The sequence below is a fragment of the Collinsella sp. i05-0019-G5 genome (assembly GCF_042851345.1).
Classification (GTDB): domain Bacteria; phylum Actinomycetota; class Coriobacteriia; order Coriobacteriales; family Coriobacteriaceae; genus Collinsella.
In genome coordinates, this window is record NZ_AP031421.1 from 1,426,041 (window position 1) to 1,449,811 (window position 23,771).

Here is a 23,771-nt window from a genome sequence, read left to right on the forward strand (position 1 = left end):
TTTCCAGGGCAAAGCCCTAACCTTAATCCTCAATTGCACCGACGACCGAGTACTCGACCGTCATGTAGCATTTGCTCGAATCGTGCTGGTCCGTCACGCGGTACGGGCCGTTGCATCCGCCATCGATGACCGCTGCGATGGGAGACCCCTTCTCGTAGGCGATGGTCGGCGACGTGAGCGCGGCGAAGGCACGTCTGGCAAGCTCTCCGGCCTGTAGTGTGCTCTGGCGGTTCCCCGCATAGATGGAGATGCCGACCGAGCGGTCGAAGGTGGTGAGTCCGGTCTTCTGACCCCCATCGTCGCGCACCACGCAATAGGGCGTGCCGCCGTCGAAGTCTGACGGCTCGCGATTATCGACCTCGATTTTCGTGCCGAGGACGGCGCGAAGATACCCGCAAAGGAACATCTCCAGATCGGGAGGAACCACCATCTGCATCTACTTCACCGCTTTCAGGGCTCGGGCGAGATAGCCGCCCTTGGATTCGAGCAAAATCGTCTTCCAATCGTGACCGACCACGCGATAGCTGTTTCGGTGCGCCGACTTGTGGACCTCGATGCGGAATCCATCGCGATACGCGCCGGTATCGACGGGCGCGGTCGCGCGGATGTTGGCGAGCGCCTGCTGCGCCTTGGACAGGCACATGTTCTCGACGCCCGCGCTGTGGAGGATGTCATCGAAGAACTTATCGTTGAACTTGACTTTCGTCTGGCCTGCAGCAGGCATCAGCCTTCCACCTCCTGAAGTCCGACCTCGAGGGTAGGCTGCCAGCCCGTGAACGGGTTGGCATCGACGGACGGGACGACATCAACCGTGTAGACGTGCAAGCCGTCCTTGATTCGGTCCCCGCGCCTGATGTCGACCGTTGGGTCAGCCACCGTGAGCGTGACGGCTGTTACCGCCTGCTCGCGTGCGCCATCTGGCGTCATGACCGAGGATGCCGTGGCGATGAAGCCGTTGAACGCGAGCTCATCGACCTCGCCGTCCCAATCCGGTACAGTGCGTGCGGGGTTGTACGGGTCTTCCGCAAGGGATGCGCGGAGGCGCTTGAGCGGTCGACCGAAATCACCGAAATCCGAGCCGCTCATGGGAGCCTCGCAATCCTGTACCTATCAAGAATCTCGCGCTCGTCCTGCATGAGCTGGATTGAAGTCGCACCGGACCCGCTGAATGCGTAGCTCACCGAAGCGCCGTTGACGCTCTGGGAGCGCACGGTGCCAGCGGGGGCGCTCGCCGCCCGGCGTGAGACCTGGAGCGCGACCGCGATGAGGTCCGGCACGTCATCCGGGTTAAATCCCGCAATGACGGTGTACTCGATGCCGCTCAGGCACGGCTCAACGGGCGCGGCAAGCTCGATAAGGCCCGCCGCGTTCCACTGGGCACCGCCCAGAAGGTCGGTGCCGTCTGCCAGCACGAGCTTCGTGACCTCGGTCACGTTGAGCGCGGGGATACGGATGATCTTGCCGCCAGCGGAGCCGACCTTGCCGGACAGCTCCATCGACGGCGCGATATGCCACCCGCAGTAGCCGCGGACGGCACTCACGGCGGCGGCGTTGAACATGGGGGCATCGAGCCCGCTGTAGTCGGTATGGTCGCCGAGGAAAGATTCGGTCATGATGCCCCCTTCCAATCAGTCAGCCGAGGCTATTTCGCAGCCTTGACGGTCTTGGCGGTCTTAGCGGTCTCGGTATCGGCCACGGGCTCGTCGGACTGGACCGCAATGCCGGAATCGTCGGACTGCGCGACGACCTTGGTCTCGTCCGTGGACACCTTTACGAAGGCGTACGGGTACTTGACCTGAAGCGTGCAGCGCTCCTTCAGGCGGAAGGCGGTCACGCCGGTCTCGAAGTTGTCCTTGTGGGAGTCGCTGGTCTTCAGCGTGCGCGTGCCGCGGGAGATGACCTTGCCGCCACGGAAGAACGCGCCGACCACGCAATCGCCCTTCGCCTGGGTCGGGGTGACGACCGTAGGCAGGCCCCACGGGGTCTGCTGGATGACGAGGGTGCCGGTGCCGTTGTAGGGCGGCAGGAAGAAGCCACCGCCGTAGTACTGGCCGTTCTTGTCGCGCTTGAGGCGCAGGGTCTTATAGTCCTCGGGGCTGATGACCAGACCGTCGGCGGCGAAGTTGACGTTCTTCTTGATCATCGTGATTGCCGAGAAGATTCGGTCCTCGAGCGGCTCGGTGCTGGTGTTGGCGATGACGGAGTCCTCGGGGATGCGCGCAAGAAGGCCCTTGACCTTGACGCCGGAGCCATCGCTCGTCCAGATATCGGTCTCCTTGACCAGATCGAACTCATACTGGTTGTGGTCGTTGATCTCGGACACGACATAGGGCAGGTCGTCGATCATGTCATCGGTGAGCTCCCACATATCCGTGATGGTGTGGAGGGTATCGCTCTCCCAAGTGGGGTCGGGGAAGTGGGTGTGGGCGGCAGCTGCGCCCTCGTCGGTCTCGCCGGGCTTGCCCTCGAGCTTGCCGTAGACCGGGTACTTCAGCACCTGGCCGCCCATGGTGCCCTTGGCGAACAGGTCGATGATGCGGAGGTCCTGGCGAGTGGCGAACACGGGAGTGTCAAGCTCGGTCAGATACGGGGCGTTGTCGCCGGTAGCACCGCCGGTGGCGTTGACATCCGTGTTGGCCTTGACGTTGAACTCGGAGGTCTCAAAGTTGATGGTCTTCGCCTGGGCGACGTCGAGGCCCTTGGCCTTCAGCTCGTTGGCGAAATGCTCGCCGATGCTCTTGGCGGTCACGGCGTTCTCCTCCTTCTTCTGCTCGGGGTTCTTGCCCTCGGCGGCGTTGTCGAGGATCTCGGCACCGTCCTTGAGCAGGGCGGCGCGCTCCTCGAGCTTCTTGGCCTCGGAGACGTGCTGCTTCAGCTGCTCGAACTCCTCATCGGTGAGGTTCTCCTCGCCCTTGGCGAGGATGTCCTGTGCCGCCTTCTTCTCGGCGGCGATACGCTCCTTAATGCGCATGTTTTGTCCTCCTAATCGGTGACTGCTCCGCCGAGGTATTCGGCGATTTTCTCTATCTCAGACTTGCGCTCGGCAAGTGCATGAGCCTTCTCGTCGGTCTCCTTGGACTCGTCCTCATCGGAATCGTCATCTGAGCCGACATTCTTGAGTACGTCCTGCAGGCACTGGACGGCCTGCTGGATGAGGGACTCGTTATCCTTGGAGATGGCGCGACCGCTCTTGACGTCGGTGACCTCGGCCTGCTGGTTGCAGGCGATGGGTACCACGGAGACCTCGAAGAGCTTGATCTTCTCGATGCGGCGGTGCGACCACTGGTCGCCCTCGTCCTTGACCCAGGCGGTCTTCTGCGCGAGGAAGCCGACCGACATCTGGTGCACGAGGCCGCGCTTGAGCAGGTCGTACGCCTTCTTGCCCTCGGCGGTGTCGAGGTCGAACTTGAACTTGACGTTCAGGCCCTTCTCGTCCTCGCACGCGGAAAGGGACTCGCCGATGCAGTTGAGCGGCGAATCGTAGTTATGGCCCCAATAGAGCGGAATTCCCGCGCCGCCATCCGGGTAGTCGGCTGAAAGCGTCTCGGCGTATGCGCCCTTGGTGATCTCGTCGTCGATAAGGTCGCGCTCCCACGTGGAGGCGTAGCCCTCGAACACGCCCTCCTCCTCGGGGACGGCCTTTACCTCAAAATTGAGGAAATCGAGCTTGCTCATCTTGTTACCTCCCGTTCGGGCTCGCGCCCGTCTGGGCGTTCTGGGTATTGCCGCCGTCCTGCGGGGACGGCTGACCGCCTTGGGTGACGTTGAGCGGGACGATCACCTCGTCGCCGTCATCCTTGGCGGGAAGGTTGAGCTTGCGTCGGCCCTCGTTCAGGGACATGAACGGACGACCGGTCGCCGTGCTCAACGCCTTGTATTGTTCGCTGGGGGTACCCCGCAGCTGCGCATCCATGTTCGCGAGGATGAAGACGTCCTCCTCGCCGACCGCCTTGGGGATGACATGATTCAGCTGCTGTTCGAGCTGCACGACGTATGGGGACAGCTCGACATTCCAAAGCTGGTCCTTGTAGGCCTCCACGCTTGACTTGTTGCCCGTGCGGATGCCGACGTTCTCGGGCGAGATGTGGTATGCGTTGCACACCGCGATGCCGATTCGGTCGCGTGCATCGAGGTCGGCCATGTCGACCGGCTTGAATGCGTCGACCGTGACGATTTCCATGCCGTCCTCGAGCAGGGGCCAGCCGCCGTCCTTGCCGCCGCCCTTGCGGTAGGCGCGCATGCCCTGGATGAAGTCATTTCGCGCCTGCTCGTTCGCCCACTCCATGCCTGCGGGTCGCTTGATATAGGCGGGAATTCGACCGCCGTTCTGGGCGATGAAGCGGCGGTAGCTCGCCAGCTCACGCGCCTCGGTGAGCAGCGGCCCCAAAGCGCCGGACATGGGCTTTGGGTTGCCGACCGCGCCGGGATAGCCGAGCGACAGCAGGACGTTCTTGTTCGGCAGCTCGTAGTTGACCTGACCGTTGGGGAGCGTAATCTGGACGCCGGTCGGCTCCGCGAGCGCGTTATATTGCACGGAATAAGTGCCATACGGAATACGGCGCAGGCGGTAGTCGTAGTCCTCGTCCATCGTGAGCAGCATCAGCCACTGGTCGTTGAGCATCATGTCGACCACCAGCGAGTGGATGAGGCGGTAACGCGTCTCGTTCGCCACGTAGCTCGGGTCCGCGATGAGCTTGCCGATTTCCGAGTTCGGGGCCTCCTCGCGGTCGCCGTTGGGCTTCACGCGGTAGGCGTGGAAGGGCAGCGCCGCGATCTTGCTCGCCACGAAGTCGACCACCATGCGCACGTTGTACTCGGCGGCCCACAGGTCGCGGCGGTCGTAATCGCCGAAAGCGATGTCCTCGAGCAAGCCTGGGGAAATCATCGGCGCGTACGGAAGAGCGTGCTGTGCGGTGGTCTCGGGCTGCTTGGCGGCATTCTCGGCAGTCTCGGATTTGCCCGTGAAGCCATCGTAAGCCGCCCTGATGCGGTCGGAAAAGCGCATGTGTCAGCTCCTAGATAATCGTCAACGGATAGGGCGAAGGCTTGGCCTTGGGCTTCGGTCGCTCGCAGTTGCGCAGCGCCCAGAGAGCCTCGCTCGCGGCGACAACCGCCGAGATCTGACCCTGCGATGCCCTGCGCGTCCAGACATCGACCTCGCCGAGCTTTCGCGTGACAGCGCACTTGAGCTGCTGCGTGAGAACCGGCTGGTCGGTGTGGCGGATGGTCCCGTCGAGTACCGCATCCTTGAAGCTGCCTGCTACGGAGCCGAGTTTGCTGCCCTCGATGGCATGGACCGTCCATCCTTCTTCCTCGAGTGTGTCGCGGAAGTCCCCCGCAGGGCATCCCTTCGACTGAAGCGCGACCTCGTCGATGCCCCATGCCTCCTGCACGGACTTGAGATATTTCGGCACCCACAGGTTGCCGTCTCGGCGGGCGATGACCTCGACATGATCAAGGCCGTCGCCCCTCGCGCCGGCTACCGCGATGTAAGTCGTCTTGCGGTCCTCGCTGGTGTCGATGGCGAGCATGACGCGCTCGTCCTCGGGGATGCAGCTGTCGTTATCGGTGAGCGACTCCCACGTCTCGACATCCACGTAAGGCGTCACGTCGGCCGTGACCCACTGGCAAAGGACCTCGGTGCGGAAGGCTGCCTCGGTCATGCCGTCGATGTCTGACTTGAGCGATTTGAGCGTCATGCCGCCGTAGCCGCACGAGGGGTTCGCCTGCAGGAGGTCCTCGTCGCTGTCCAGTTCGCAGCCGTCACGGCCCGACCACTCGAAGATGCCTATCGCGTTGTCGTGCTTGTCGGCCCACTCGAACGGATCCATGCCGCGCTTCTCGACCAGCTTCTCCCAGCTGGCGACCACCTTGAGCGCGGCCTTGCGCTGGGCGGCGAGAACGACCGACTTGGCGTCGCCGGCGTTGGAGATTCCCCAGAGCTGACCGCTCCAAAACGACTTGGTGGTCTGCGAGGTTGCATTCCACGCGACCCAGTTCTCCTGCTCGCGCAGCTCGTCCATGAGGACGCGGGCGGCGGGCTTGCCGCGGGCGTTCTTGGCGGCGCGGATCTCGTAATGAGCCAGCGATGCCGCCTGGATGTACTCCTTGCCGTTGGTGTCCGAGACCTTGTTGGTCGCGTCCTGCAAATCGGCTATGGCGACTTCAGACTCCGCCTCGCTCGGCGGCTCGGGGTTGCACCACAGGCGAACCTGCGACCAGGGCTCGCGCGCGATGTCGAGATTCTGGGCGGTTCCGACGATCTTGAACTTCACGGGCGGGACGCGCTCGGGGTGGCGCTGGGAATCGACGAACAGCCACCAGCTGGAAAGCACGCTGGCGAGCATCGTCTTGCCGTTCTGTCGGGCGACGAGGACGATGACCTTCTTGAAGCGGTAGCTGCCGTCCTCGTTCAGCTCAAGCGCGTGGATGAGCAGCCACTTCTGCCACGGGCGCAGCTCCACGTGGAGCACCTCGCGGGCGTAATCGATGACCTCGAAGCCGAGCGAGGTCTCCGGTGTGAGCTCGCGCAGCGGCTTGGTCCAGATTCGCGGCTCGGCGTAGCCCTTCTCGTCTACCTTGACGTAGAGCGTGCCCATCAGCCGTTCACGACCTTGAACCCGGATGTGAATGCCGCCAGCGAGCTCGACTTCTTCTTCTGCGGTTCGGCCTTGATGGACTTGTCGCAGCTCGGGTTGAGCTTCAGCGCGTCCAGGACTTTCAGGTACTGGCTCACGGTGGTCGTGTCGGGCTTGTCGGCGGCGTTTATCCAGTCGTGCTGCTCAAGCTTATCGAGTTTTTGCGCTAAAGACCGCCCCAGACGGACTGTAGCCACGAATTTCGGGGCGATATTTCCGTATGGGTCTCTCAGCCAGTCCGCGTGCAAAACGGCATCTTCAAACGTCTCTGAGAAGCCTTTAAGTTCATCCAACTTCATCCAAAATCACCTCGTCCGCCGGCTTTTTCGGGGCATGTTCCCCGAACATCAATCAAAAACACCCCTCTACCTGCGGTTATTCCAAATCGGAATGTCGGGGAGAGAGGAAGAAGGCACACGCGGATGGTAGTCCGCTAAACCCGCAGGTAGATCGCTTACCGCCCCTCCCCCTCAGTCCGCTGTCCACTTGCGGCTCAGCACACCAAGGCTCACGGGCGGCTCGCCGTTGCCTCGCCTCGAGTTGCACGCGAAGTGCGCGGGCTCGAAGTTCGCCGGGTCTTCCTGCAGGTCGGGCCGCTTGCTCACGGGCACGCGGTGGTCCAGCGTCAGCGAGTCGGCGGTCGTGCCGGGGTCAGCCGAGTAGTCGATGGGCTGTCCGCAGAGCCAGCACACCGGGCGCTCGGCCTGGCACCTGGCGAAGAACTCCGCCTTGAGCCTGTGGAACCTGCGCGTCTGCACGCGGCCCGCGCTGTTTCCTCCCATTGCTGATATCCCTTCCCTCTCATCTCTTCGTGCCTATGGTCGCGGTGCCGTCCCCCGAATCGAAGCCGATGCACTCGACGCGGACGTAGATTCCCTGCGGGTCCGACCATCCCTTGGCCAGGTCGTGCGAGCAGATGAGCGAGTCGTCCCTGATCACCTTGCATCTGGTCAGGCAGTCCTCGAGCGTCTTCAGCAGGTTGCTGGTGTCGGGCTTCACGGTGTGCGGCTCGCCCTGGCTGTGATTGCCTGCCACGTGGAAGCACCACCTGACCGTCAGCTTGAGTGCGCCGGCCAAGGGTTCATCGGGCACGCCGGCGGCGATGATGCGCGCGATGATCCTGTCCTCGGCCTCCTTCAGTTCGTCCGACTTGCGGATGCTTGGCTTGCCCTTGCGCAGATACGGCTCGAGGTCGTTGTGCGTGACGGTTGGCACGGGCATGGCCAGAAACGCCGACCATCCGCCCGCCATCAGCAGAGCCCCCTGATTTGTGCCATCACCGCGAGGCAGCCCCACAGGATGAGCAGCAGCCCGAGCGCGACCAGCGCCAGCGCGACCAGATAGCCGACGAATGTCCATGGGTCGAATTTCATAGCGAACCCCTCTCGTTTGATTCAGTTGTCGAAAAAATTGAAAAGCGGCGAAACGCGGAATTCCCGTTTACACCGCGGGGGTTGGGTGTAGACCGTCAGCCACAGCGCACGAGTGCGGGCGCGGCTTTAGCCCGCACGCACGTGTCTACACTTAACCCTTGGGGTGTAGGGTGGTAACACTCTATTACGTAGTAATAGATTTACCACCCCATTTTTACTACCTAGTAAAACTGTAATTTCAAGGCTTTACTACCGTGGGTTAGTTAATTCAGAACCTATTCCGAAAGGTCGATTTCGCCGTCAAAATCAAGCGCCTGATTGCTCTTGTCATAGAGCAGGTTGGTGTCCTTTTTAACTCGGAACGGGCTCCACTTTGCCTTCTCGCTAGTTGCGTATATGAGCGCGTTCATGTCAAAGGGCTTGCCCCTAAACTCAACCTCACCGATGCGCTCCAGCACATTGACTCTTGTCGGCTCAACCCCATCCTCGGCGCACTGCTCCATGGCTTCGCGGATTAGTTCGATTTTGACCTGTTGTGCGGTCTTGTCGTTCTTCGCTTTGGTTTCCCTTCCCTTCGATCGGCTCGCTCTCGGGTCGTACTCGCCCTCGCATTTCAGGTCCGCCAACGCGCCCGTCTCATCGGGCAGGTGCACCGGGTACTCGAACCACAGGTTCTTGGGCTTGAAGCTGCGGAACTCACGCAGCGTCCCCTCGATGCGCCATGCCGCCCATCCGCGCGATGATTCCTGCAAGCTCTCGTGGATGGATTCCAGCTCTCGGCGCAGCTCGATGGGTGCGCCGTTCGCCGGCTCGTTCGCCCACTTCTGCAAATCGTCGGCCGAGTCGATGCCGACGAACTTCTCATCCGAGCGCCATCCCGGCAAAAACTTATCGAATGCCGCCCAGATAGCGTGCTGCCTGCGCCAGTCGTAGTGTGCCTTGGTGCACTCGTCCGTCAGCTCGAGCGCCGTCATGTCCAGCAGCGCGTCCGGGTCTCGCGCGAACACGCCCGAGCCGCTCGCACGGTCCATGGAGCGTTTCTGTCCCTGCAGGCCCTTGGAATGGTGGTGGCAGTATATGACGGCGCAACCGACCTGCTGGGCGACCTTGTCGAACTGGTTGCAGAACGCCGCCATCTGGTCGGCGCTGTTCTCGTCGCCCGTGATGACCTTGTAGATGGGGTCGATCACCACGGCGATGGGGCGAGTCTTGAGCGCCCGGCGGATGAGCGATGGGGCCAATTTGTCCATCGGCACGGAGCGCCCTCGCAGGTTCCAGATGTCGATGTTCCCCACGTTCTCGGGCGCAAAGCCGAGCGCCTTGTACACGTCCTTGAAGCGGTGCAGGCAGCTCGCGGAATCCAGCTCCAAATTAACGTAGAGCACCCTGCCCTGCGCACACCCCCAGCCGAACCACGGCTTTCCCTCGGCGAGCGACACGCACAGCTCGATGAGCGCGAACGACTTGCCCGCCTTGGAGGGGCCCGCCAAAAGCATCTTGTGTCCCTGGCGGAGAACCCCGTCGATGAGCGGCGGCGCCAACTCTGGCATGTCGTCCCATTCGTTTGCGAGGTTCTCGGGGTCGGGCAGGTCGTCGGTCGTCTCCTGCATCCAGTCCCACCACTCGGACCACGACGCCTTGCCGCACGGCCCGCTCACGAGGCACTGCCGCTCGCCCGAGCGCATGGCGCCGGGCATCCTCGACAGGCGGCTCGGGTTCTTGTTCTGGGTGTCGGGGTCGAGTCCGTTCTTGCGGCACACGTCGTACAGGCGCATGACGCGGTCGCGGTACTCGTTGTAGTCGCGAGCGTCGACCTTCACCACGGCGTGAAGGCTCTTCTTGCCGGAATCGACGATTGCGGCGCACGGCAGCTGGAGCTCCTGCATGAGCGCGAGCTGCTTTTCCTTGGCGAGCGTGTCGGATTCGACCAGCGCGTACTTGAACTCGGAGACGTTCGCGTTGCCCACGCCCTTGCCGTCGAGCGGGTTGATCCGGATCCATGCGCCGGCGCGGTCGTCGTAGGAGCACATCGCCTGCTCGATTGAGCCGTACTTCTTCAGGTCGCGCATGAGCTCGCCGGCGGTGCGCGAGTAGCACCCCTTCGATTTGGGGAGCCATTTGCCCTCGCGGTCCCAGCTCTCGCACACGTAGCCGACCACATCGTCCTCGTCGAACAGGTAGCCGAGGTATTCGACAAGCTCCTCGGGGCCGGTCTTGTCGGTCTCGGGCAGCTCGACCGGCTCGACCCATGACGGGTCGATGAGCGCAGTCGAGATCTCGCCGTCCCATGACAGCGCCTCGCCCATTCCCTGGGACGCACGCGGCGGGACCCATCCGCGCTCGGTCGCCATCTTCGCGAGCGTGCCCGACTTCACCCTGGTCTGCCCCGAGCCGAAGCCGCGCCATTTGCGCTCGCACTCGCCCTCGTGGTACCTTCCCGCGTCCCTGCGACTCCATTCGTCCCACGCATCGAGCGGAAGCCCGCTCTCATGGAGCGCCATGCCGACGTTCAGCCATTCCTGGTAGTTGAGTGTGGACGGGTCGATTGCCGAGAGCGCGTCCAGAAGGTCGCTATGGTCTTCCATCAGCTCTTCTCCTTTCTGTATTTCTTCTTGCGACACTTTGGACAGTACTTCCCCCGTGCGCTCAACTTCTCGAATGTCGCGCCGCATTTGGCGCACACGGCGATGCCGTAACTGCGTTTAGCCTTGCGCCCCGATTCCAGACACTCGCGGCAGGTGCGCTGCGCCTTGTACTGCGGCCTGTAGGTCTTGCCGCAGCACGGGCACTTGCGCGGCCTCAGCTCGGCGGTCACGATCGCCTCGCTCAGCTTCGCCATGGCGACGGCTGTGCGCAGCGACTCGGCATCGTGGTACGGAATGTTGTGCCTGTTAATGTAGAGCCGCTGCGCCTGCGTGACCATCACGAGGTTCTCGGGGTCGAAGTTCGTCATGTCGCGGTCGGCGAACATGACGCTCTCGCCCTTCTGGAGCTTTCGACCGTTGACCTGCTCCCAGATGAGCCGGTGCTTCGGCTTCCACCATCCGTGGGCGCGGTCGTCGGCATCCTCCTTGGGCACCTTGACCTCGATATATCCGTCCCTGCTCACGCGCTCGGTTCCGGTGGGGCATTCGTTGTGGGCTTCCTCGCCCTTCTTGAACTGGCACCTGCGGATGTTCGCCAGCTTCTGCTCGTCCTTGACGTAGTCGGTCAGCTTCTTGCCCTTGTTGGGAGGTATGGTGCCCGGCGCGAACCTGCCGCCATACGTGCCCTGCTTCAGGCCCAGGGTCGATTCGCGGTCTTTGAGCTGGGCAACCCTCAACTTTATATCGAACCTTTTCTCGAACTCGTCGATGATCTCGCCCTGCGAATGGCCGGGGACGAATTCCCGCAGGAACTCGTCATACTCCGGGTGTTCCATCCAGCGGACGGTAGTGCTCATAAGCTTCACGCCGTGCTTCGAGATGTAGCATTGCGCAGTCTGGCGCTTCGGCTGGTAGCCGAAGGCGCACTCGAACGAGGCGAGGAGATCGTCCCATGAGCGGAATCGCGGGGCCATGTCGAGAAGCCACGCATGTTCCGCCTTCGTCATGACCCTGCTCATCGCTTCTACGCCTTCAGCATCGCGGGGACGCTCGCGAGCTTCGCGCAGGCCATCTCGGAGCGTGCGCGGATGATGCCGACGGCGGTGTTGGCGTTCTCGATGGCGCGCGCACCGACATCCGAGACGGCCTTGGCGCGGTTGATCTCGCGCTCGATTGCCTCGTCATCGCCGTTGATGTCGAGCGCCATCAGGTTGTCCAGCTCCTCGAAGAAGATGCCCTGGAGTGCGCTCAAGTTGGTCGAGCGCACGGTCTCGTGTCCTGCCATATGTCTTGTCCTTTCCCTCTCTTTTGCAAGCTCATCGGTCTTCAACGGTCTTGCCGGCGATAATGCGATCAGCCTTCATCTGCGACTTCAGGTACGGCTTGATCTCCTTGCGCAGCTTGTACAGGCAGTCGATTGCCTTGTCGATGTCCTCGAGTGTCTTGCCCTTGACCATGCACCTCCACACGTACTTGAAGGCGCAGCACCACCACCAGACCGCCATGGTGCAGCACACAGCCGTGGTGGCAGGCCATCTGCCGAGTGCCGCCTTCATGGCACGGGAGCATGTAATGAACCCATCGCCCCTGTAGTGCTCGGGACACCCGGCGTCCTTCGTCAGCGTAACCTCATCCTCAGTCAAATCGACTCCCATCACTTGGCACATCAATAGTCCTCTCTGTCCAGACCGAAACACTCGGCTATCGCGGACACGCGCTTCTCGAACTCGACCACGGCTTCATCGGTCAGATCGGGACCGACCTTCGTCCAAAGCCACGTGCTCATGCCCTCCAAGAAGCCGACCGCGCGTGCGGCCTCCATCAGCTTCTTCTGGACCAGCTTGTCGACGCTGTTCATCGCTCGACCTCCTTCGGCTCCCAGAAATTGCACGTGTTGCAAGGCTGGCACACGTGCGGTATGTCGCGCCGGTCTCGCCGGCACGTCAGGTAGTCAATCTTGACCTCGTAGACCTTGACGGTGAACGGATCTCTCGCAAAACGGCACGTAGCGCAGCGCTTTCCAACCTGATCTGCCATCACATCGCCCCCGTGCTTCCGTAGCCGTCCTCACCGCGCGAACTTTCCGGCAGGCTGTCCACCTCAGCGAAAACGGCGTTGACGAGCGGCAGGAACACCAGCTGGGCGATTCGCTCAAGCGGATAGACCGTATAAGGCTCATCGCTCAGATTCACCAGCTTGCAGCGAATCTCGCCGCGGTAGCCGGGGTCGATGATTCCCGGCGCATTTGCGAGCGTAATGCCGTGGTTGCAGCTCAGCCCCGAGCGCGGTGCCTGGAGCGCGAACATGCCCTCCGGCATCGCCAGATGCACTCCCGTGCCGACCCAAACCGACTTCCAAGGCTCGATGGTGATTGGGCTGGGGATGTTCGCTTTGAGGTCGCACCCGGCATCCTCCACGCCGTGGGCGTATGAGGGTCTGAGTTTCGAGCTGTCGAACACTGCTTGAATCATTTGGATGTTCGGTGAGAACTTCATCTAATCCTCCTCACTTACGACAATGCCGCCTTGGATAATCACGCGCTTGCCTTGGGCATCGTCAAAGAAAACCTCTTGGTCGTTCGATTCAATGTCGAACTTGCCGTGCCAGCTCTTGATCTCCTTGCCCGTGTTGTCGTAGAGCGTGACGGTACGGTTGATTCCGCCGCTGAAATCGCTGCTCACGCTCTTGACCGAGCGGCTGCACGATGAGCAGCCAGCCAGACCGCACACCGTGACGATAGCCAGGACGGATACGATGAGGGCCGCGACGAACGCGACCCTACGCTTGGTGATATTCATTTGTTGGATTCCTTTCTATTGAGGGAAATAATTGTTCTGGCCTTTCCGGCTAGAGGTATCTCACCTTTATCCCGAGACGCTCGCAGATGGTCTTGAATACCTCCTGCGGTTCCATGCCGCAGACGGTAGCGCACTCGCTCCAGCTGGTCACGCAGCCCTTCTTGCCGTCGTAGCGGAAGGCCATGCACTCGGAATCCAGCCTGAGAAACCCCCAGTCGCGCTGCACCGTCCACTCGATGTAGTCGATGTAGTAGCCCATCTTGCGCTCATCCAGCAGATACTAGGTGGTGTGCCTGCCGATATTGTTTGTCCAGACGCTCTTCTGCGTCAGCTTGTAGACGTTACTCATTTTTCTTCGGCCACACTCTCTTGCCGCACTGTGGACACCAGTTCCACGTGCCGCTCACGTGATAGTGCTCCTCATCCTCGACCCTGCATCCGCAAACGGAGCACTCGAAACCGTTGTCGTATGCGCCGCATTCGCTTTCGTCGTAGACGTTGTAGCAGACGCCGTGGTCGATAAGATCTGCGATTCGGCGCATCACGGTGCGCCAGTCGGTAGCCGGTGCCTTTGTGATTCTCGCCAGCGCCCGCTGGAACGTCTCGCCGCCGAGCGAGTCGGCAGCGGTGCGCCTCAACACATTCACGGTCTCGCTTAAGTCTTCAGTCAACATCATCGCTTGATCTCCTCCCCGCATTTCGGGCAATGAACCGGCTCGTAGGCCAGCATGTCTCCGAAGCCGATGTGTTCCCAGATCCGTCCGTCCCAATCGCAGTTTGAACAGTGGAAGTAGCCGTCGGTCAACCGCTTACCGGGAATAAACGGGTCTCGCTCGTGCTCGATAAGGTCGTGACACATCGGGCGGTCGATTATGTCGGCGACGGCTCCCCAATAACTCGCGTCTCGATCATCCAGCTGGCACAAAACAAATCTATCGCCGAACAGTTTCGTACTGAGCGCCTGGCATTCAGTGCAGTCTTCAAAGCCTACGCAATTGCCGTGAATACGTAATTCTTCAGCTATCTCGCGCAACTCTTCATCGGTAATCATTCGTCCACCTTCTCCAAGAAGACGCGAATATCCATATGCGTCTCTTCTGCAATCGAGAACATGTTGCTGATTGATATGCTTTTTCGCCCGTTCATCAGCTTGTTGAAATACGAAGTCGAGATGCCGAGCCTCTTGGCAAAGTCGGCTTGGGTGAGATCATGGTCAATCAGGTAGTGCTGCAAGGCCTTCTTGTTGAGCACGTAGCGAGATTTTGCCTTAGTCGTCATTCGTCCTCACCATCCATCCATGCGTACTGCTCAAACAGCTCTTCGGGCGCGTCAATCGTCACGGATTCAGCTCTGACTGTCGTAACGTCGCCCGATTCGAGCAGCACGACCGCGACCGGGTACGCGATTTGCCCGGCGGGGAATCCTCCGATTAGGGGCGATGCATCATGCGTCCACGCTTTTTGGTAGAAACCCATAAGCAGCGCCTTTGTCTTCTCTCCGGGCATTTCGGAAATCCAACATGGCGTCATGTTCACTCGTCCTCACCCCTCAGCTTGCGGATACGGTCGAGAATGTTCTCAAATGCACGCTCGTCTCTATGCACATCACAGTTAACGCCGCCATAAAGCGGACAACCTTTGCATTTGTTGGTGGCGTTGAAGTATCGGCAGCCCGTCGGAACAACATCGCGTTCTGCCGCTCTTCCCAAGTCCTCCTCCAGCTTCTCCCAACTGTCGGGCTTGTTTAGGTACATTTGCTCCGGTTTGGCAGTTTTGTAGTCATCAACGACCATAGTCCAGCTGTTTATCCACTTGTCGCTTGAGTCAAAGTCGTTCGTGTACATGAATCGGCGGATGTTGTGGACGTTGCCGCTATCGTCATATAGGGCAACGGCATCCAGAGGTATCTCGCGTCCCTCGGCATCTTTTGGCATTTCGATACTCATTCGGCATCACCGGCCAGGCGATGGACGCGGGACGAAATGTCGCTCGTGAAAGCCTTAAGACAACTTAGATGCCCGCTGAGCTTGCAGCCGTTGCACTCGCGCTTTTTGCGGTTGGCATACGCGCAGACAAGTCCTTGGGGGTGATTAAGAGTCCTGTCTATATCAGCAGCCAGCTTCTCCAAGCTATCTTTTTCAGATGCGTCGAGATACAACCTACTGGTTTCGATACATATGTTTCCACTACATGCAAACCACCTATCAGGCTTCGCTTCGTAGAAGAAATCGGTCACATGGAACTGACTATTGTCATCGCGATACATCATGGTCGTGTCGAGCGGGATGATTTGGCCGTTCGCATCTCTAGGTAGCTCAATTGCCATCTTATTCGTTCCTTTCGCTAGGTACATAAGTCGCAGGATTGACTCCGCTCGGGATTCGCCATCCGCTCGCGCTGATTCGCGAGATCATCGAGCTTGCGGCTTCCAGCGACCACGTGCCGACGTGCTTGAATCCCCGGCGTTCGAGCAGACGGATCTGCTTGGGCGAACTGAGCCCGCTGTCACGGCGCTTCTTCACTCGGTCGAGCAGCTTCGACGCCTTGCCGGCGTTGGAAATTTCTGAAGCGTCGATGCCATACTTCTCGAGCGCGGCCTTCTGCTTGTCGGTGGCTGGTGCCATCTCCCAGGCGAACTCGGGGATGTATCCGCTCAGGTCCTCGGCGGCGATTGACATCTCGTACTGCAGCGGGTTGACCAGCTTGGCCTTCTTCTTGCGCTGCTCGGCGAGCTGTTTGGCGAGGGCCTCCTCGCGCTCCGCAACAACCTCGTCTGATGCCCTGCTTTCGACCTTCTGCAGGTCGACCGGGCATCCCGCCTGCTCGACCATGGCGGTCATCTTCTGCGCGACCTCCCGAGAGCCCGTAACGAGCGCTGCAGGGCGAACCAACTCCAAACGCTCGGTCATCCACAGGAAGTCGAGCAACAGCAGGTCGGTCTTCCCCGTCTCGGGCGACAGGCGCGTGCCGCGACCGACTATCTGACAGTTACCCATAGCGGCAACGTACCCGCTCCTGCGCGTGAAAACGGTTCCCATCTCGGTCTCGACGCACCAGCACATCTCATCCGAGTGTGGCTCCTTGACCCACGTTGAGTGCCTTCCAGACGTGCTGCCGACCTTTATGAAGTCCTGTTTTTTGATATGGACGGTGAACAGGCTGCTCTTTCTGGAGACACCGGGGTATTCAACTGACATTCCGGCACGGTATCCGCGCTGAATTGCCATAGCTTGCAGTCGTTCGATGAACGTTCTGTTGCCTTTCGATATGTGATAAGTCTTCGCTTGGGACTTCGCACCGTCGGCGTGATATATCGCTTCGAGCATTACGGCAAACTGCCGCTCGCTCATGTCAAACAGAGCGGGGCTCATGTCCTTCGAGATATACGGTTCGAGTCTTCTCCACCCGGTCTTGTCCTTGTCTCTTCCCCGTGGCATGCCTTTCGAGATGGTCCACGTCATGCAGTCGCCAGATTGGTTCCATTCGACTCCGACTCGTTTGCGAACGGCCCGGGTGTACTTGAAGCCGCAGCCCTCGATGCAGCGAGTTATCTCCTCGCAATATTCCGAGTGCTGAGTACCTTGGGTGATCGTGATTGCGTTGTTGTGCTTATTGATGGACCCATCGGTCATCACCCAGCCGATAAACATGAGTTCGTCATCCGTTAGCGGAACACCCGAAAACGTCCCGTGTCCAGAGACTGGGATGTAAGCACCGTCCCTGAGACTGGCGACATGTTCGGCAGTTGCGAACTTCCAGCCACCCCTACGCTTGTTGTCATAGAGCATCCGATGCTTGTTGGTAATGCGGATGTCAGAGGATTGGCCACTAAGCGAGCAAAAGTATTCGTCTTCGCAGAGCTTCCTTCTAACTTTAGCGACGACCGGACTGAATGCGGACTTGCCGGTTTTCGGGTCAAACGCTAGCACCTCATCACCAACCTCTGCGTCGCTCCTCCATCCGTCGCGCGTAAGCACCTCAGTGCTCTCATCGAGGCAATAGAGCGCTCGGCTCTTGGTCGGTCGGAGGTTGACGATACAATCGACGCTCGGGCAGTCCCACCCCTCGGTCAAAAGGAGCGAGTTGCACAGCACGTCATACTTGCCGTCATCGAAGTCTTTGAGAATTTGGGCACGGTCCTCGCTCTGCCCGTTGACCTCCACGGCGCGGAATCCGCATTCGTTGAGCAAGCGGCAGAACTTCTGGCTTGTCTTGATCAGCGGTAGGAACACGACCGTCTTCCGCTCTTCCAGCCCCGCGTTCTTCATCTCCTGGGCGATCTGCGGCAGGTACGGGTCGAGCGCTGTGCCCAGCTCGTCTGCCGCCCAGTCGCCGGAGCGAACGGAGACGTTTGAGATGTCGAGCTGGAGCGGCACGGTCTGCGCCTTGATCGGGCAGAGGTAACCGTCCTTGATGGCCTCTGGCATGTTGTACTCGAAGGCAAGCGAATCGAACACCTTGCCGAGGTTCTGGCGGTCACCGCGATCTGCCGTCGCCGTCACGCCGAGCACCTTCGCGCCGTCAAAGTAATCCAGGACTGCTTGATAGCTCGAGGAGACGGCGTGATGGCATTCGTCGATGAGGATGTGCGTGAACCTGTCCCTGCCGAGTGCCCGAAGGCGCTTCTCGCGGCACAGGGTCTGGACGGATCCGACCGTCACGCGCTCGAAGGTTCCCACGCTCGTGTCCTCAGCCTTCTCGACCGAGCAGCGCAGTCCCGTGGATGATTGCAGCTTGTCGGCTGCCTGCTGGAGCAGCTCACCGCGGTGGGCAAGAATGAGGACGCGACCGCCATCGCGGACCGCGTCCTCCGTGACACCGGCCATGACGATTGTCTTGCCGGTGCCCGTTGCCTGTACGAGGAGCGTTGCGCGGTCTCCCGCTTCCCAGCGCTCCTCGATTGCGGCTATGGCCTGCTCCTGATAGGGACGCAGGTTGAATCTCATGCCTTAGAAGCCCCCGTTCTGCGCGGCCTGCGCATTCTGGAAGGTCTGGTTGATCATGCCCTGCATCGCGGGTGATACGGGTTCGGGATTGGCGTTGCCGTAGACGTGCTGCTGGGGTGCAACGACTTGGGCTTCGGGCTTCATCCACTCGGAAATCTCGTTATAGGTCTTGTCCTTGTACTCATGGGTGCCGACCTTGATCTTGCAGCGGCGACCGACCGCGCCGACCCAATCCATCTTCAGCTTCTGCTCCTTGGGGGCATCGACCGCTCGCATCCCGATCGAGACGAAGAACTGGGTGATCTTCCATGCGCTCTTGGAATTCAGGAACAGGCGGTCTGAGAGCACGCGACCGTTGTCCAGGCGGACGTTCACCTTGGCGATGGGGCAGGCGCACATCTTGTCGCTGCCGTTGAACTGCTGGCGCTCGACGTTCTCGACCGTGGCCCAGTACTCGCCGGGCTCCATCAGCTCGAACTCGTTCTCCACCGCATCGATTTCGCCGTCCCACCCAAAGGACTGACCCATATCGTTTGCCATTTCTTACTCCTTTCGACCGGCCACCATGCCGGAATTGATGTACTCGCGCATCCCGTCCCAAACCGCGACGAGGAAGTTTGCGAAATCCTCGGACAGCGAATCGACCGGCGTGCCCTCGGGGAAATAACCGCGCTTGAAGATGGCCTCGCTCACCGTCTCAGCACTGATGCCGTCACGCTGCATCAGGTCGTAGAGCGGCTTGAGGTATGCCGGGCGTTCCGGCTCGAACGGGTCGGGAATGCTTCGCGCCTGCTCGATCTGCTCGGGCGCGACCGTGGAGACGTTGACCGTCTCGACCTGCTGCTGCACCTGCGGCTGCTGCCGTGCGAGCTGCGGGACGGGGATGAACGGAGCCAGCTGCTGGTACTCCATGGGGATCTCGTCCGGCAGGCCCCAGCGGTTCTTCGCATCCCACGTGGCGGCATGGGAGCAATAGAGCATTCGGTTCTTGCCGCCCTGGGCCTTGCCGACCTTGCCGTCCTTGCTGGTGGTGATGACGATGGTCTTGTAGTTGGCGAAGAGCACCGCATCCGCCCACTCCTTGAGCATCGCCGCGACGCTGGCCTTCTTGCCGTCGATGAGCTTCAGGCCCCAGCGGTCGTAGGCCCCCATCTCGTCTGGCTGCTCGAACTTGCTGATGATCGCGTGGGCGGTCACGACCACGTTGCAGCCGCGCTCGCACACCTCGCTCAAGAGATTCAGCAGCTTGCCGAAGCGCTCGGTGACGTAGGTGTAGCCCTTGCCGTAACCGGCGTCCTCGATGCTCTTGTAGCCCATGGCGTTGCACGTATCATCGACTGCCAGCTTCTGCGCCCAGTCGGCGGTGTCCAGAACGAGCGTGCCGCCGCATTCCTCGGGATAATCTCGAATCCACGTGACCTCATCGAGCAGCATCTGCCAGCTCGTGGGAGCGGGAAGGCGCGGGACGTCCAAGTAGTCGGACGAGCTCTCGGTGTCGATGAACAGGGGGCTTGGGAACTGAGCCGCAAGCGTCGTCTTGCCGACGCCCTCGGGGCCGTAGAGGACGACCTTCTGCGGGCGCAGGCGCTGACCGCGGGTGATCTGGAACGTCATTAGAAGCTACCTCCGAACTGCATGGTGGCTGGAATCTTGACCTCGGGAATCTTTACATCGGGGAGTTCGACATTCAGCTGCCCAGCACTCTCGGCCACGCGCCCGTCCTCGATGATGACGGAGCAGGTGTCATCGGTCGCCACGCGGGTACCGATGACCTGCAGGCCCTCGGATTCGGCCCAGGCACCGAACTCGGCGAGCGTCTGCGAGTCCATCTGCTCGAGCTTGTCGACCAGGACGAAACCGCACTCGGGCTTGAGCGAGCGAACGACCGCCGTCGCCACGCGCAGCTGCTCGGCTCCGCTCATGTCCGACCAGACCGCGCCGTTGTACACCAGCTTTCCGTCCTCGACCGTCAGGCCGTCCAGCGGCATCTTGGCGGTCTCGAGCAGCTTCTTGCGCTGGTTCTCGACCGCATTGACCTCGCTGTTGCAGCTCTGGTAATCGTCGTTCAGGGATTCGGCATCCTTGAGCGCCCGCTTGCGGCGCTCGTTGGCCTCGACCTTCTGGTTGAGCGCATCGATGTTGGCGATGCTCTGCTCGATCTCATCGGTCTTCTCGTCCTCGAGGTCGGCTGCATCCTTGAGCGCCGTCTGGTAGTCCTCGGTGAGCTTCACCAGCTCTTCGGTCTTGCGCTTCAGCTCCTCGTTGAGCGACATGATCTGGCTGTTGAGGCTGTCGCACAGCATGTTAAGGTTGTCGCGCTGCTGCTTGATGATGCCGACCTTCTCGCGCTTGCGCTGGTTCTCGCCGTTCTTCGCGAGGATTGCCTGCTGCTGCTCGATGAGCTCGGCAGGAGACACGCGGTGGTCGGGGGCATCGGGGAAGAACGGCATCTCCTCCGCGATCTTGTCCTTGGCGCGCTTGCGCTGGCCGATGTCGAGGCGCTCGCTCTTCAGCTCGCCGAGCTTCTTGTCAAGCTCGCTAAGCTCGTCACCAACGCCGATGATTCGCAGCAACTCCTGCGCCTTCTCGTTGTCGGTCATGACCATGAACTTCGGCAAGTCGATTGCAAGCTCCTCGATGAAGCTGTCGAGAAGCTTCTGGCCCGCCTTCTTGCCGGATGGGTCGGTCACCGTGAGCGATGCGTTCTTACCCGAGCGCTCGACCACGAGGCCGTTGCTCAGCTCAACGTGCAGCTTCGCCGGTGTCGCGCTGCCCTCGCGGTTCGGCTTGGACGGCTGCTTGCGCTTGCCGCCGAGCGCCCACGAGATTGCATCGACCACGCTGGTCTTGCCCTGGCCGTTTCGACCGCCGATTACGGTCAGGCCGTTCTCGGTCGGACGGAGCGCCACGGCCCTGATACGTTTGACGTTCTCAAGCTCAAGCGCCGAGATCTTCACGGGTTCGGGCTTCGCCTGAACCTGTTCCACAGTCTCTTCCATTGTTCTTTTCCTTCTCTCTTTGCAGACGCTTTCTCGCATCGCGCCTGCGCTTCTTTTCCCTCTGGTACTCGGCCTCAGCCTTCTTCTCGTCCATGCCCTCGCGGATGGCTTCCGCCTGCCTTCGTCTCCAGCAGGCTGGACAGAGACCCATGCGCCCGGCATGGGAGTTGGGACGCACGTCCCACTTCCCGCACGAGATACAGCGGTGCATCCCCGATTCGGGGTATTTGCTTAGATTGATTCCGAGTTTTCTCTTGGCGTGCTTCTTGATGGATTCGGGAGACCTCGGCCATCCGCGGCCTGTCATCATCTCCGACAGCAGCAGATAGCCGTCCATCCTGTGCGTCCTGATGTATCTGTCCTCGTCAGACCGCCAGAAATATGAGTTGTCCCTTTTTCGAGGGACAACTACCCCCGATTCCACATTTTCTCCATTGTTTTTGGTCGGTTCCGTCATTGCAGCGCTCCGATTACGTAGAGACGCTTGATCTCACGCATCGCAGCTTCCTTGTCCGCAGATTTGCTGACGTTGACCAGCAGATGGCGCGAGCGGACGATTCCGGTCGCGCTGCCCCTCGTTGGGCCCTTCTCGACAAACTTGGTAGCGAACCAGCTGCCGTCGCGACCGCGCTCCGCGGTCCATCCAAAGAAGCCGACCATCGGCACCTCCTAGTAGTACATGCCACTCGGAGCGGTGCCTTCGAGCCATCCGGCATAGATGAGCCCTGCGATGAGGACGGTCGAGACGATGGCGTTGCGCAGCTTCGGGTTGAGCCGCTTCCAGCGGTCTGACAGGAAATCGAAAACCCTAACGGCCATCGGAGCGTCCCTCCATCCACTTGTCGACATCGACCACTCTTATGAGCGCATTCCTGCTGCCGATTGTCTTGAACGGCAATCGTCCAGCCTTGTTCTCCGCATAAAGGGTGCTTGGGGAGACCCCCGTATATCTGGCGGTCTCGATGACCGAGTAGGCCATCTGCGGCTGGTAGCCAGCCTGGACGGCGAACTTCAGCGCCTCCGAGCCGCAGTACGGCTCGAGGTCTTCCAGCTGGCGGCGCAGCTTCTCGGATGCCGCATCCATCGCGTGCTGGAACTCGCTGATGGGGTCGTCCCAGTTGCTTTTGGTATGATTCATAGCGTCCACCTCCTATGGTGGGTTTTGCCTGTGGCTCCCTTTTCACTCCGCTGCTTTCCACTTCATTGGAGTGTTAATGGGGCCACTCTTTTTTCCCAGCGCCTTGAGGTGCGCATCCTGGCGGTAACGGACGGGCAGAGAACTATCGAAAACGCTTACGACGAGTTGATAGCGGATGCGCACCGCACGACGCTGAGACTTACTGCCAGGCATCGCACCTGACCGTCTGGCTTTTCAACGGAGCCAGCTGCCGAGCCATTGCAGCCGTCACAGGCTCCCCCTGCTCACGGCAAATGGCGGATGCGGTTATCAAAGGTCGCTCCATTCATCCGCTGCGCGCCCGTCTCGTCAGGCGGAACAGCTTGATGGGTGCCGCTGCGTTCCATGTCGCCTAGGGTTGCCTGCCGGCGACACAGGTACCGCCTTGCGATCGGCGTCAAGGAGAAGGCCAAAAAGCCCGGCGCCGATGGAGACGGGTACGGAGCGGATGAACAGAAGTGCGCTATCTACCAGCGCAAACGTTCGCGGGGGAACATCGGAAAATGGTCTGGAATAGGATTCCGATATTGCTGATGGTGGCGGTTTCGCTTATTTACGAAGCGGCCATACTCAAGCTCATAAGCATCTTTCTAGGGCTTTGACCAAAGGCACGAGGAGTAGAACGGCTAAAAGTACGATGACGTTGAGAAACAGGCAGTAGTTGAAGCCCTTCTCAAAGTCTGGAGACCTGCGCCTCACAGCCTGTTCGCCTCATTCAAAGTCGTGATGAAAATCTCCGCAGCCCTGTAGGCCGTGTAGAAAAGCCCGAAGCCGATAATCGGGTGACGCTCGAACCAATCGGCAATCACAGCCCCTTCGCCTCGTTAAGCTCATGGGCGGCATCCAGCCACTCGTTCAGGCGCATGTCGGCGTGCATCCAGTCGGCTTCCATGAAAGCCTCGTAAGCATCGCGTTCGCGCTTCTCAAGCTCTTCAATCGACATTTCCTTCTCCTTCTTTCTGGTCCGGGGGACATTCCCCATAGATTTGTCGGCATGAAAAGAACTGACCGACATAGCAAGCCAAGAATCGTGGTGGAGACCGTTTCTCGTAAGAAGCGGGTCCTGCGGCGAGTGCTATTTCTCGCTGTCATCAGCGGGCTTCTCAGCTGCATCCCCCAGCCTTATGCGATGGCTGCGCAGACGCTTTTCTATGTCGTCGACTTTTATCTGAATGCGGACAACCCCAAATAACAGGGCCACGCACATGCCGGCACAGAAGTTGAGCGTCCATTGGGTCATATCAGGCATCCATTCC

General features: G+C 60.6%; 37 protein-coding genes. All 37 read right to left on the bottom strand.

Annotation, left to right across the window (positions count from 1 at the left end; translation table 11 throughout):
- Positions 1-22: 22 nt before the first annotated feature.
- Positions 23-436: a hypothetical protein gene (locus ACGHIZ_RS06560; protein WP_390446900.1), complete on the bottom strand. Its 414-nt coding sequence runs from the start codon at positions 434-436 to the stop codon at positions 23-25.
- A complete protein-coding gene (locus tag ACGHIZ_RS06565; protein WP_390446903.1) occupies positions 437-724 on the bottom strand; it encodes an HK97 gp10 family phage protein in 288 nt (95 codons plus the stop codon).
- On the bottom strand, positions 724-1,086 hold the full coding sequence (locus ACGHIZ_RS06570) for a hypothetical protein (RefSeq protein WP_390446906.1): 363 nt from the start codon (positions 1,084-1,086) through the stop codon (positions 724-726). The genes ACGHIZ_RS06565 and ACGHIZ_RS06570 overlap by 1 nt, the downstream gene beginning before the upstream one ends.
- Positions 1,083-1,613, bottom strand: coding sequence for a hypothetical protein (locus tag ACGHIZ_RS06575; RefSeq protein WP_390446910.1), 531 nt, complete (start codon positions 1,611-1,613; stop codon positions 1,083-1,085). Before ACGHIZ_RS06575 ends, ACGHIZ_RS06570 begins: the two co-directional genes overlap by 4 nt.
- Positions 1,614-1,642: 29 nt before the next feature.
- Positions 1,643-2,971, bottom strand: a complete 1,329-nt coding sequence (locus ACGHIZ_RS06580) for a phage major capsid protein (RefSeq protein WP_390446912.1) — start codon at positions 2,969-2,971, stop codon at positions 1,643-1,645.
- An 11-nt stretch (positions 2,972-2,982) separates the two neighbouring features.
- Entirely contained in the window at positions 2,983-3,675 is a 693-nt protein-coding gene (locus tag ACGHIZ_RS06585; protein ID WP_390446915.1) for an HK97 family phage prohead protease, read from the bottom strand.
- Between the two features lie 4 nt (positions 3,676-3,679).
- Entirely contained in the window at positions 3,680-5,005 is a 1,326-nt protein-coding gene (locus ACGHIZ_RS06590) for a phage portal protein (RefSeq protein ID WP_390446918.1), read from the bottom strand.
- Between the two features lie 10 nt (positions 5,006-5,015).
- The gene (locus ACGHIZ_RS06595; protein ID WP_390446921.1) at positions 5,016-6,599 is read right to left on the bottom strand and encodes a hypothetical protein; all 1,584 of its coding nucleotides are present in this window, start codon (positions 6,597-6,599) and stop codon (positions 5,016-5,018) included.
- Complete coding sequence (locus ACGHIZ_RS06600; RefSeq protein ID WP_390446923.1) at positions 6,599-6,835, bottom strand: hypothetical protein; 237 nt, start codon at positions 6,833-6,835, stop codon at positions 6,599-6,601. Before ACGHIZ_RS06600 ends, ACGHIZ_RS06595 begins: the two co-directional genes overlap by 1 nt.
- A gap of 273 nt (positions 6,836-7,108) precedes the next feature.
- Entirely contained in the window at positions 7,109-7,420 is a 312-nt protein-coding gene (locus ACGHIZ_RS06605; protein WP_117839878.1) for an HNH endonuclease, read from the bottom strand.
- Positions 7,421-7,439: 19 nt separating this feature from the next.
- Positions 7,440-7,853, bottom strand: coding sequence for a RusA family crossover junction endodeoxyribonuclease (locus ACGHIZ_RS06610; protein WP_390446926.1), 414 nt, complete (start codon positions 7,851-7,853; stop codon positions 7,440-7,442).
- A 35-nt stretch (positions 7,854-7,888) separates the two neighbouring features.
- On the bottom strand, positions 7,889-8,011 hold the full coding sequence (locus tag ACGHIZ_RS06615) for a hypothetical protein (RefSeq protein WP_390446928.1): 123 nt from the start codon (positions 8,009-8,011) through the stop codon (positions 7,889-7,891).
- Between the two features lie 275 nt (positions 8,012-8,286).
- Positions 8,287-10,596, bottom strand: a complete 2,310-nt coding sequence (locus ACGHIZ_RS06620; protein WP_390446931.1) for an AAA family ATPase — start codon at positions 10,594-10,596, stop codon at positions 8,287-8,289.
- Entirely contained in the window at positions 10,596-11,615 is a 1,020-nt protein-coding gene (locus tag ACGHIZ_RS06625) for an HNH endonuclease (RefSeq protein WP_390446934.1), read from the bottom strand. Before ACGHIZ_RS06625 ends, ACGHIZ_RS06620 begins: the two co-directional genes overlap by 1 nt.
- A 5-nt stretch (positions 11,616-11,620) precedes the next feature.
- Positions 11,621-11,881 (bottom strand): hypothetical protein, encoded by a 261-nt coding sequence (locus ACGHIZ_RS06630; protein WP_390446937.1) that lies wholly within the window; start codon positions 11,879-11,881, stop codon positions 11,621-11,623.
- A gap of 31 nt (positions 11,882-11,912) precedes the next feature.
- Positions 11,913-12,239 (bottom strand): hypothetical protein, encoded by a 327-nt coding sequence (locus tag ACGHIZ_RS06635; protein WP_390446940.1) that lies wholly within the window; start codon positions 12,237-12,239, stop codon positions 11,913-11,915.
- Positions 12,240-12,262: 23 nt separating this feature from the next.
- A complete protein-coding gene (locus tag ACGHIZ_RS06640; protein WP_390446943.1) occupies positions 12,263-12,454 on the bottom strand; it encodes a hypothetical protein in 192 nt (63 codons plus the stop codon).
- Positions 12,451-12,633: a hypothetical protein gene (locus tag ACGHIZ_RS06645; protein WP_390446946.1), complete on the bottom strand. Its 183-nt coding sequence runs from the start codon at positions 12,631-12,633 to the stop codon at positions 12,451-12,453. Before ACGHIZ_RS06645 ends, ACGHIZ_RS06640 begins: the two co-directional genes overlap by 4 nt.
- Positions 12,633-13,091, bottom strand: a complete 459-nt coding sequence (gene dut / locus ACGHIZ_RS06650; RefSeq protein WP_390446949.1) for a dUTP diphosphatase — start codon at positions 13,089-13,091, stop codon at positions 12,633-12,635. Before dut ends, ACGHIZ_RS06645 begins: the two co-directional genes overlap by 1 nt.
- Entirely contained in the window at positions 13,092-13,394 is a 303-nt protein-coding gene (locus ACGHIZ_RS06655) for a DUF5052 family protein (RefSeq protein WP_390446952.1), read from the bottom strand.
- Between the two features lie 49 nt (positions 13,395-13,443).
- The gene (locus ACGHIZ_RS06660) at positions 13,444-13,653 is read right to left on the bottom strand and encodes a hypothetical protein (RefSeq protein ID WP_390446955.1); all 210 of its coding nucleotides are present in this window, start codon (positions 13,651-13,653) and stop codon (positions 13,444-13,446) included.
- Positions 13,654-13,735: 82 nt separating this feature from the next.
- A complete protein-coding gene (locus tag ACGHIZ_RS06665) occupies positions 13,736-14,071 on the bottom strand; it encodes a hypothetical protein (RefSeq protein WP_390446957.1) in 336 nt (111 codons plus the stop codon).
- Positions 14,068-14,445 carry a hypothetical protein gene (locus ACGHIZ_RS06670; RefSeq protein ID WP_390446959.1) on the bottom strand — a complete coding sequence of 126 codons (378 nt, stop codon included), beginning with the start codon at positions 14,443-14,445 and terminating at the stop codon, positions 14,068-14,070. The genes ACGHIZ_RS06665 and ACGHIZ_RS06670 overlap by 4 nt, the downstream gene beginning before the upstream one ends.
- Positions 14,442-14,672, bottom strand: coding sequence for a helix-turn-helix domain-containing protein (locus ACGHIZ_RS06675; RefSeq protein ID WP_390446962.1), 231 nt, complete (start codon positions 14,670-14,672; stop codon positions 14,442-14,444). Before ACGHIZ_RS06675 ends, ACGHIZ_RS06670 begins: the two co-directional genes overlap by 4 nt.
- On the bottom strand, positions 14,669-14,899 hold the full coding sequence (locus tag ACGHIZ_RS06680; protein ID WP_390446965.1) for a hypothetical protein: 231 nt from the start codon (positions 14,897-14,899) through the stop codon (positions 14,669-14,671). Before ACGHIZ_RS06680 ends, ACGHIZ_RS06675 begins: the two co-directional genes overlap by 4 nt.
- Before the next feature lie 26 nt (positions 14,900-14,925).
- The gene (locus ACGHIZ_RS06685; RefSeq protein WP_390446967.1) at positions 14,926-15,339 is read right to left on the bottom strand and encodes a hypothetical protein; all 414 of its coding nucleotides are present in this window, start codon (positions 15,337-15,339) and stop codon (positions 14,926-14,928) included.
- Complete coding sequence (locus tag ACGHIZ_RS06690; RefSeq protein WP_390446970.1) at positions 15,336-15,719, bottom strand: hypothetical protein; 384 nt, start codon at positions 15,717-15,719, stop codon at positions 15,336-15,338. Before ACGHIZ_RS06690 ends, ACGHIZ_RS06685 begins: the two co-directional genes overlap by 4 nt.
- A gap of 1 nt (position 15,720) precedes the next feature.
- Positions 15,721-18,339 carry a DEAD/DEAH box helicase family protein gene (locus ACGHIZ_RS06695; RefSeq protein WP_390446973.1) on the bottom strand — a complete coding sequence of 873 codons (2,619 nt, stop codon included), beginning with the start codon at positions 18,337-18,339 and terminating at the stop codon, positions 15,721-15,723.
- A 3-nt stretch (positions 18,340-18,342) separates the two neighbouring features.
- Positions 18,343-18,879: a DUF669 domain-containing protein gene (locus tag ACGHIZ_RS06700; protein ID WP_390446975.1), complete on the bottom strand. Its 537-nt coding sequence runs from the start codon at positions 18,877-18,879 to the stop codon at positions 18,343-18,345.
- 3 nt (positions 18,880-18,882) lie between these two features.
- Complete coding sequence (locus tag ACGHIZ_RS06705; RefSeq protein ID WP_390446978.1) at positions 18,883-19,953, bottom strand: ATP-binding protein; 1,071 nt, start codon at positions 19,951-19,953, stop codon at positions 18,883-18,885.
- Positions 19,953-21,338 carry an AAA family ATPase gene (locus tag ACGHIZ_RS06710; RefSeq protein ID WP_390446980.1) on the bottom strand — a complete coding sequence of 462 codons (1,386 nt, stop codon included), beginning with the start codon at positions 21,336-21,338 and terminating at the stop codon, positions 19,953-19,955. Before ACGHIZ_RS06710 ends, ACGHIZ_RS06705 begins: the two co-directional genes overlap by 1 nt.
- On the bottom strand, positions 21,277-21,762 hold the full coding sequence (locus ACGHIZ_RS06715) for a hypothetical protein (RefSeq protein WP_390446983.1): 486 nt from the start codon (positions 21,760-21,762) through the stop codon (positions 21,277-21,279). The genes ACGHIZ_RS06710 and ACGHIZ_RS06715 overlap by 62 nt, the downstream gene beginning before the upstream one ends.
- Before the next feature lie 29 nt (positions 21,763-21,791).
- Positions 21,792-21,998, bottom strand: coding sequence for a hypothetical protein (locus ACGHIZ_RS06720; protein WP_390446986.1), 207 nt, complete (start codon positions 21,996-21,998; stop codon positions 21,792-21,794).
- 9 nt (positions 21,999-22,007) lie between these two features.
- Positions 22,008-22,157, bottom strand: a complete 150-nt coding sequence (locus ACGHIZ_RS06725; RefSeq protein WP_390446989.1) for a hypothetical protein — start codon at positions 22,155-22,157, stop codon at positions 22,008-22,010.
- Entirely contained in the window at positions 22,147-22,476 is a 330-nt protein-coding gene (locus ACGHIZ_RS06730; protein WP_390446992.1) for a helix-turn-helix transcriptional regulator, read from the bottom strand. Before ACGHIZ_RS06730 ends, ACGHIZ_RS06725 begins: the two co-directional genes overlap by 11 nt.
- Before the next feature lie 844 nt (positions 22,477-23,320).
- On the bottom strand, positions 23,321-23,458 hold the full coding sequence (locus tag ACGHIZ_RS06735) for a hypothetical protein (protein WP_390446994.1): 138 nt from the start codon (positions 23,456-23,458) through the stop codon (positions 23,321-23,323).
- 132 nt (positions 23,459-23,590) lie between these two features.
- Positions 23,591-23,764, bottom strand: a complete 174-nt coding sequence (locus tag ACGHIZ_RS06740) for a hypothetical protein (RefSeq protein WP_390446998.1) — start codon at positions 23,762-23,764, stop codon at positions 23,591-23,593.
- Positions 23,765-23,771: the final 7 nt, after the last annotated feature.

Bases quoted from the DNA above. Each gene is read 5' to 3' on its own strand.
- ACGHIZ_RS06560 (WP_390446900.1), bottom strand. From the start codon at position 436: ATGCAGATGGTGGTTCCTCCCGATCTGGAGATGTTCCTTTGCGGGTAT.
- ACGHIZ_RS06565 (WP_390446903.1), bottom strand. From the start codon at position 724: ATGCCTGCTGCAGGCCAGACGAAAGTCAAGTTCAACGATAAGTTCTTC.
- ACGHIZ_RS06570 (WP_390446906.1), bottom strand. From the start codon at position 1,086: ATGAGCGGCTCGGATTTCGGTGATTTCGGTCGACCGCTCAAGCGCCTC.
- ACGHIZ_RS06575 (WP_390446910.1), bottom strand. From the start codon at position 1,613: ATGACCGAATCTTTCCTCGGCGACCATACCGACTACAGCGGGCTCGAT.
- ACGHIZ_RS06580 (WP_390446912.1), bottom strand. From the start codon at position 2,971: ATGCGCATTAAGGAGCGTATCGCCGCCGAGAAGAAGGCGGCACAGGAC.
- ACGHIZ_RS06585 (WP_390446915.1), bottom strand. From the start codon at position 3,675: ATGAGCAAGCTCGATTTCCTCAATTTTGAGGTAAAGGCCGTCCCCGAG.
- ACGHIZ_RS06590 (WP_390446918.1), bottom strand. From the start codon at position 5,005: ATGCGCTTTTCCGACCGCATCAGGGCGGCTTACGATGGCTTCACGGGC.
- ACGHIZ_RS06595 (WP_390446921.1), bottom strand. From the start codon at position 6,599: ATGGGCACGCTCTACGTCAAGGTAGACGAGAAGGGCTACGCCGAGCCG.
- ACGHIZ_RS06605 (WP_117839878.1), bottom strand. From the start codon at position 7,420: ATGGGAGGAAACAGCGCGGGCCGCGTGCAGACGCGCAGGTTCCACAGG.
- ACGHIZ_RS06615 (WP_390446928.1), bottom strand. From the start codon at position 8,011: ATGAAATTCGACCCATGGACATTCGTCGGCTATCTGGTCGCGCTGGCG.
- ACGHIZ_RS06620 (WP_390446931.1), bottom strand. From the start codon at position 10,596: ATGGAAGACCATAGCGACCTTCTGGACGCGCTCTCGGCAATCGACCCG.
- ACGHIZ_RS06625 (WP_390446934.1), bottom strand. From the start codon at position 11,615: ATGAGCAGGGTCATGACGAAGGCGGAACATGCGTGGCTTCTCGACATG.
- ACGHIZ_RS06630 (WP_390446937.1), bottom strand. From the start codon at position 11,881: ATGGCAGGACACGAGACCGTGCGCTCGACCAACTTGAGCGCACTCCAG.
- ACGHIZ_RS06640 (WP_390446943.1), bottom strand. From the start codon at position 12,454: ATGAACAGCGTCGACAAGCTGGTCCAGAAGAAGCTGATGGAGGCCGCA.
- ACGHIZ_RS06645 (WP_390446946.1), bottom strand. From the start codon at position 12,633: ATGGCAGATCAGGTTGGAAAGCGCTGCGCTACGTGCCGTTTTGCGAGA.
- dut (WP_390446949.1), bottom strand. From the start codon at position 13,091: ATGAAGTTCTCACCGAACATCCAAATGATTCAAGCAGTGTTCGACAGC.
- ACGHIZ_RS06655 (WP_390446952.1), bottom strand. From the start codon at position 13,394: ATGAATATCACCAAGCGTAGGGTCGCGTTCGTCGCGGCCCTCATCGTA.
- ACGHIZ_RS06660 (WP_390446955.1), bottom strand. From the start codon at position 13,653: ATGGGCTACTACATCGACTACATCGAGTGGACGGTGCAGCGCGACTGG.
- ACGHIZ_RS06665 (WP_390446957.1), bottom strand. From the start codon at position 14,071: ATGATGTTGACTGAAGACTTAAGCGAGACCGTGAATGTGTTGAGGCGC.
- ACGHIZ_RS06670 (WP_390446959.1), bottom strand. From the start codon at position 14,445: ATGATTACCGATGAAGAGTTGCGCGAGATAGCTGAAGAATTACGTATT.
- ACGHIZ_RS06675 (WP_390446962.1), bottom strand. From the start codon at position 14,672: ATGACGACTAAGGCAAAATCTCGCTACGTGCTCAACAAGAAGGCCTTG.
- ACGHIZ_RS06680 (WP_390446965.1), bottom strand. From the start codon at position 14,899: ATGCCCGGAGAGAAGACAAAGGCGCTGCTTATGGGTTTCTACCAAAAA.
- ACGHIZ_RS06685 (WP_390446967.1), bottom strand. From the start codon at position 15,339: ATGAGTATCGAAATGCCAAAAGATGCCGAGGGACGCGAGATACCTCTG.
- ACGHIZ_RS06690 (WP_390446970.1), bottom strand. From the start codon at position 15,719: ATGGCAATTGAGCTACCTAGAGATGCGAACGGCCAAATCATCCCGCTC.
- ACGHIZ_RS06695 (WP_390446973.1), bottom strand. From the start codon at position 18,339: ATGAGATTCAACCTGCGTCCCTATCAGGAGCAGGCCATAGCCGCAATC.
- ACGHIZ_RS06700 (WP_390446975.1), bottom strand. From the start codon at position 18,879: ATGGCAAACGATATGGGTCAGTCCTTTGGGTGGGACGGCGAAATCGAT.
- ACGHIZ_RS06705 (WP_390446978.1), bottom strand. From the start codon at position 19,953: ATGACGTTCCAGATCACCCGCGGTCAGCGCCTGCGCCCGCAGAAGGTC.
- ACGHIZ_RS06710 (WP_390446980.1), bottom strand. From the start codon at position 21,338: ATGGAAGAGACTGTGGAACAGGTTCAGGCGAAGCCCGAACCCGTGAAG.
- ACGHIZ_RS06720 (WP_390446986.1), bottom strand. From the start codon at position 21,998: ATGGTCGGCTTCTTTGGATGGACCGCGGAGCGCGGTCGCGACGGCAGC.
- ACGHIZ_RS06725 (WP_390446989.1), bottom strand. From the start codon at position 22,157: ATGGCCGTTAGGGTTTTCGATTTCCTGTCAGACCGCTGGAAGCGGCTC.
- ACGHIZ_RS06730 (WP_390446992.1), bottom strand. From the start codon at position 22,476: ATGAATCATACCAAAAGCAACTGGGACGACCCCATCAGCGAGTTCCAG.
- ACGHIZ_RS06735 (WP_390446994.1), bottom strand. From the start codon at position 23,458: ATGTCGATTGAAGAGCTTGAGAAGCGCGAACGCGATGCTTACGAGGCT.
- ACGHIZ_RS06740 (WP_390446998.1), bottom strand. From the start codon at position 23,764: ATGCCTGATATGACCCAATGGACGCTCAACTTCTGTGCCGGCATGTGC.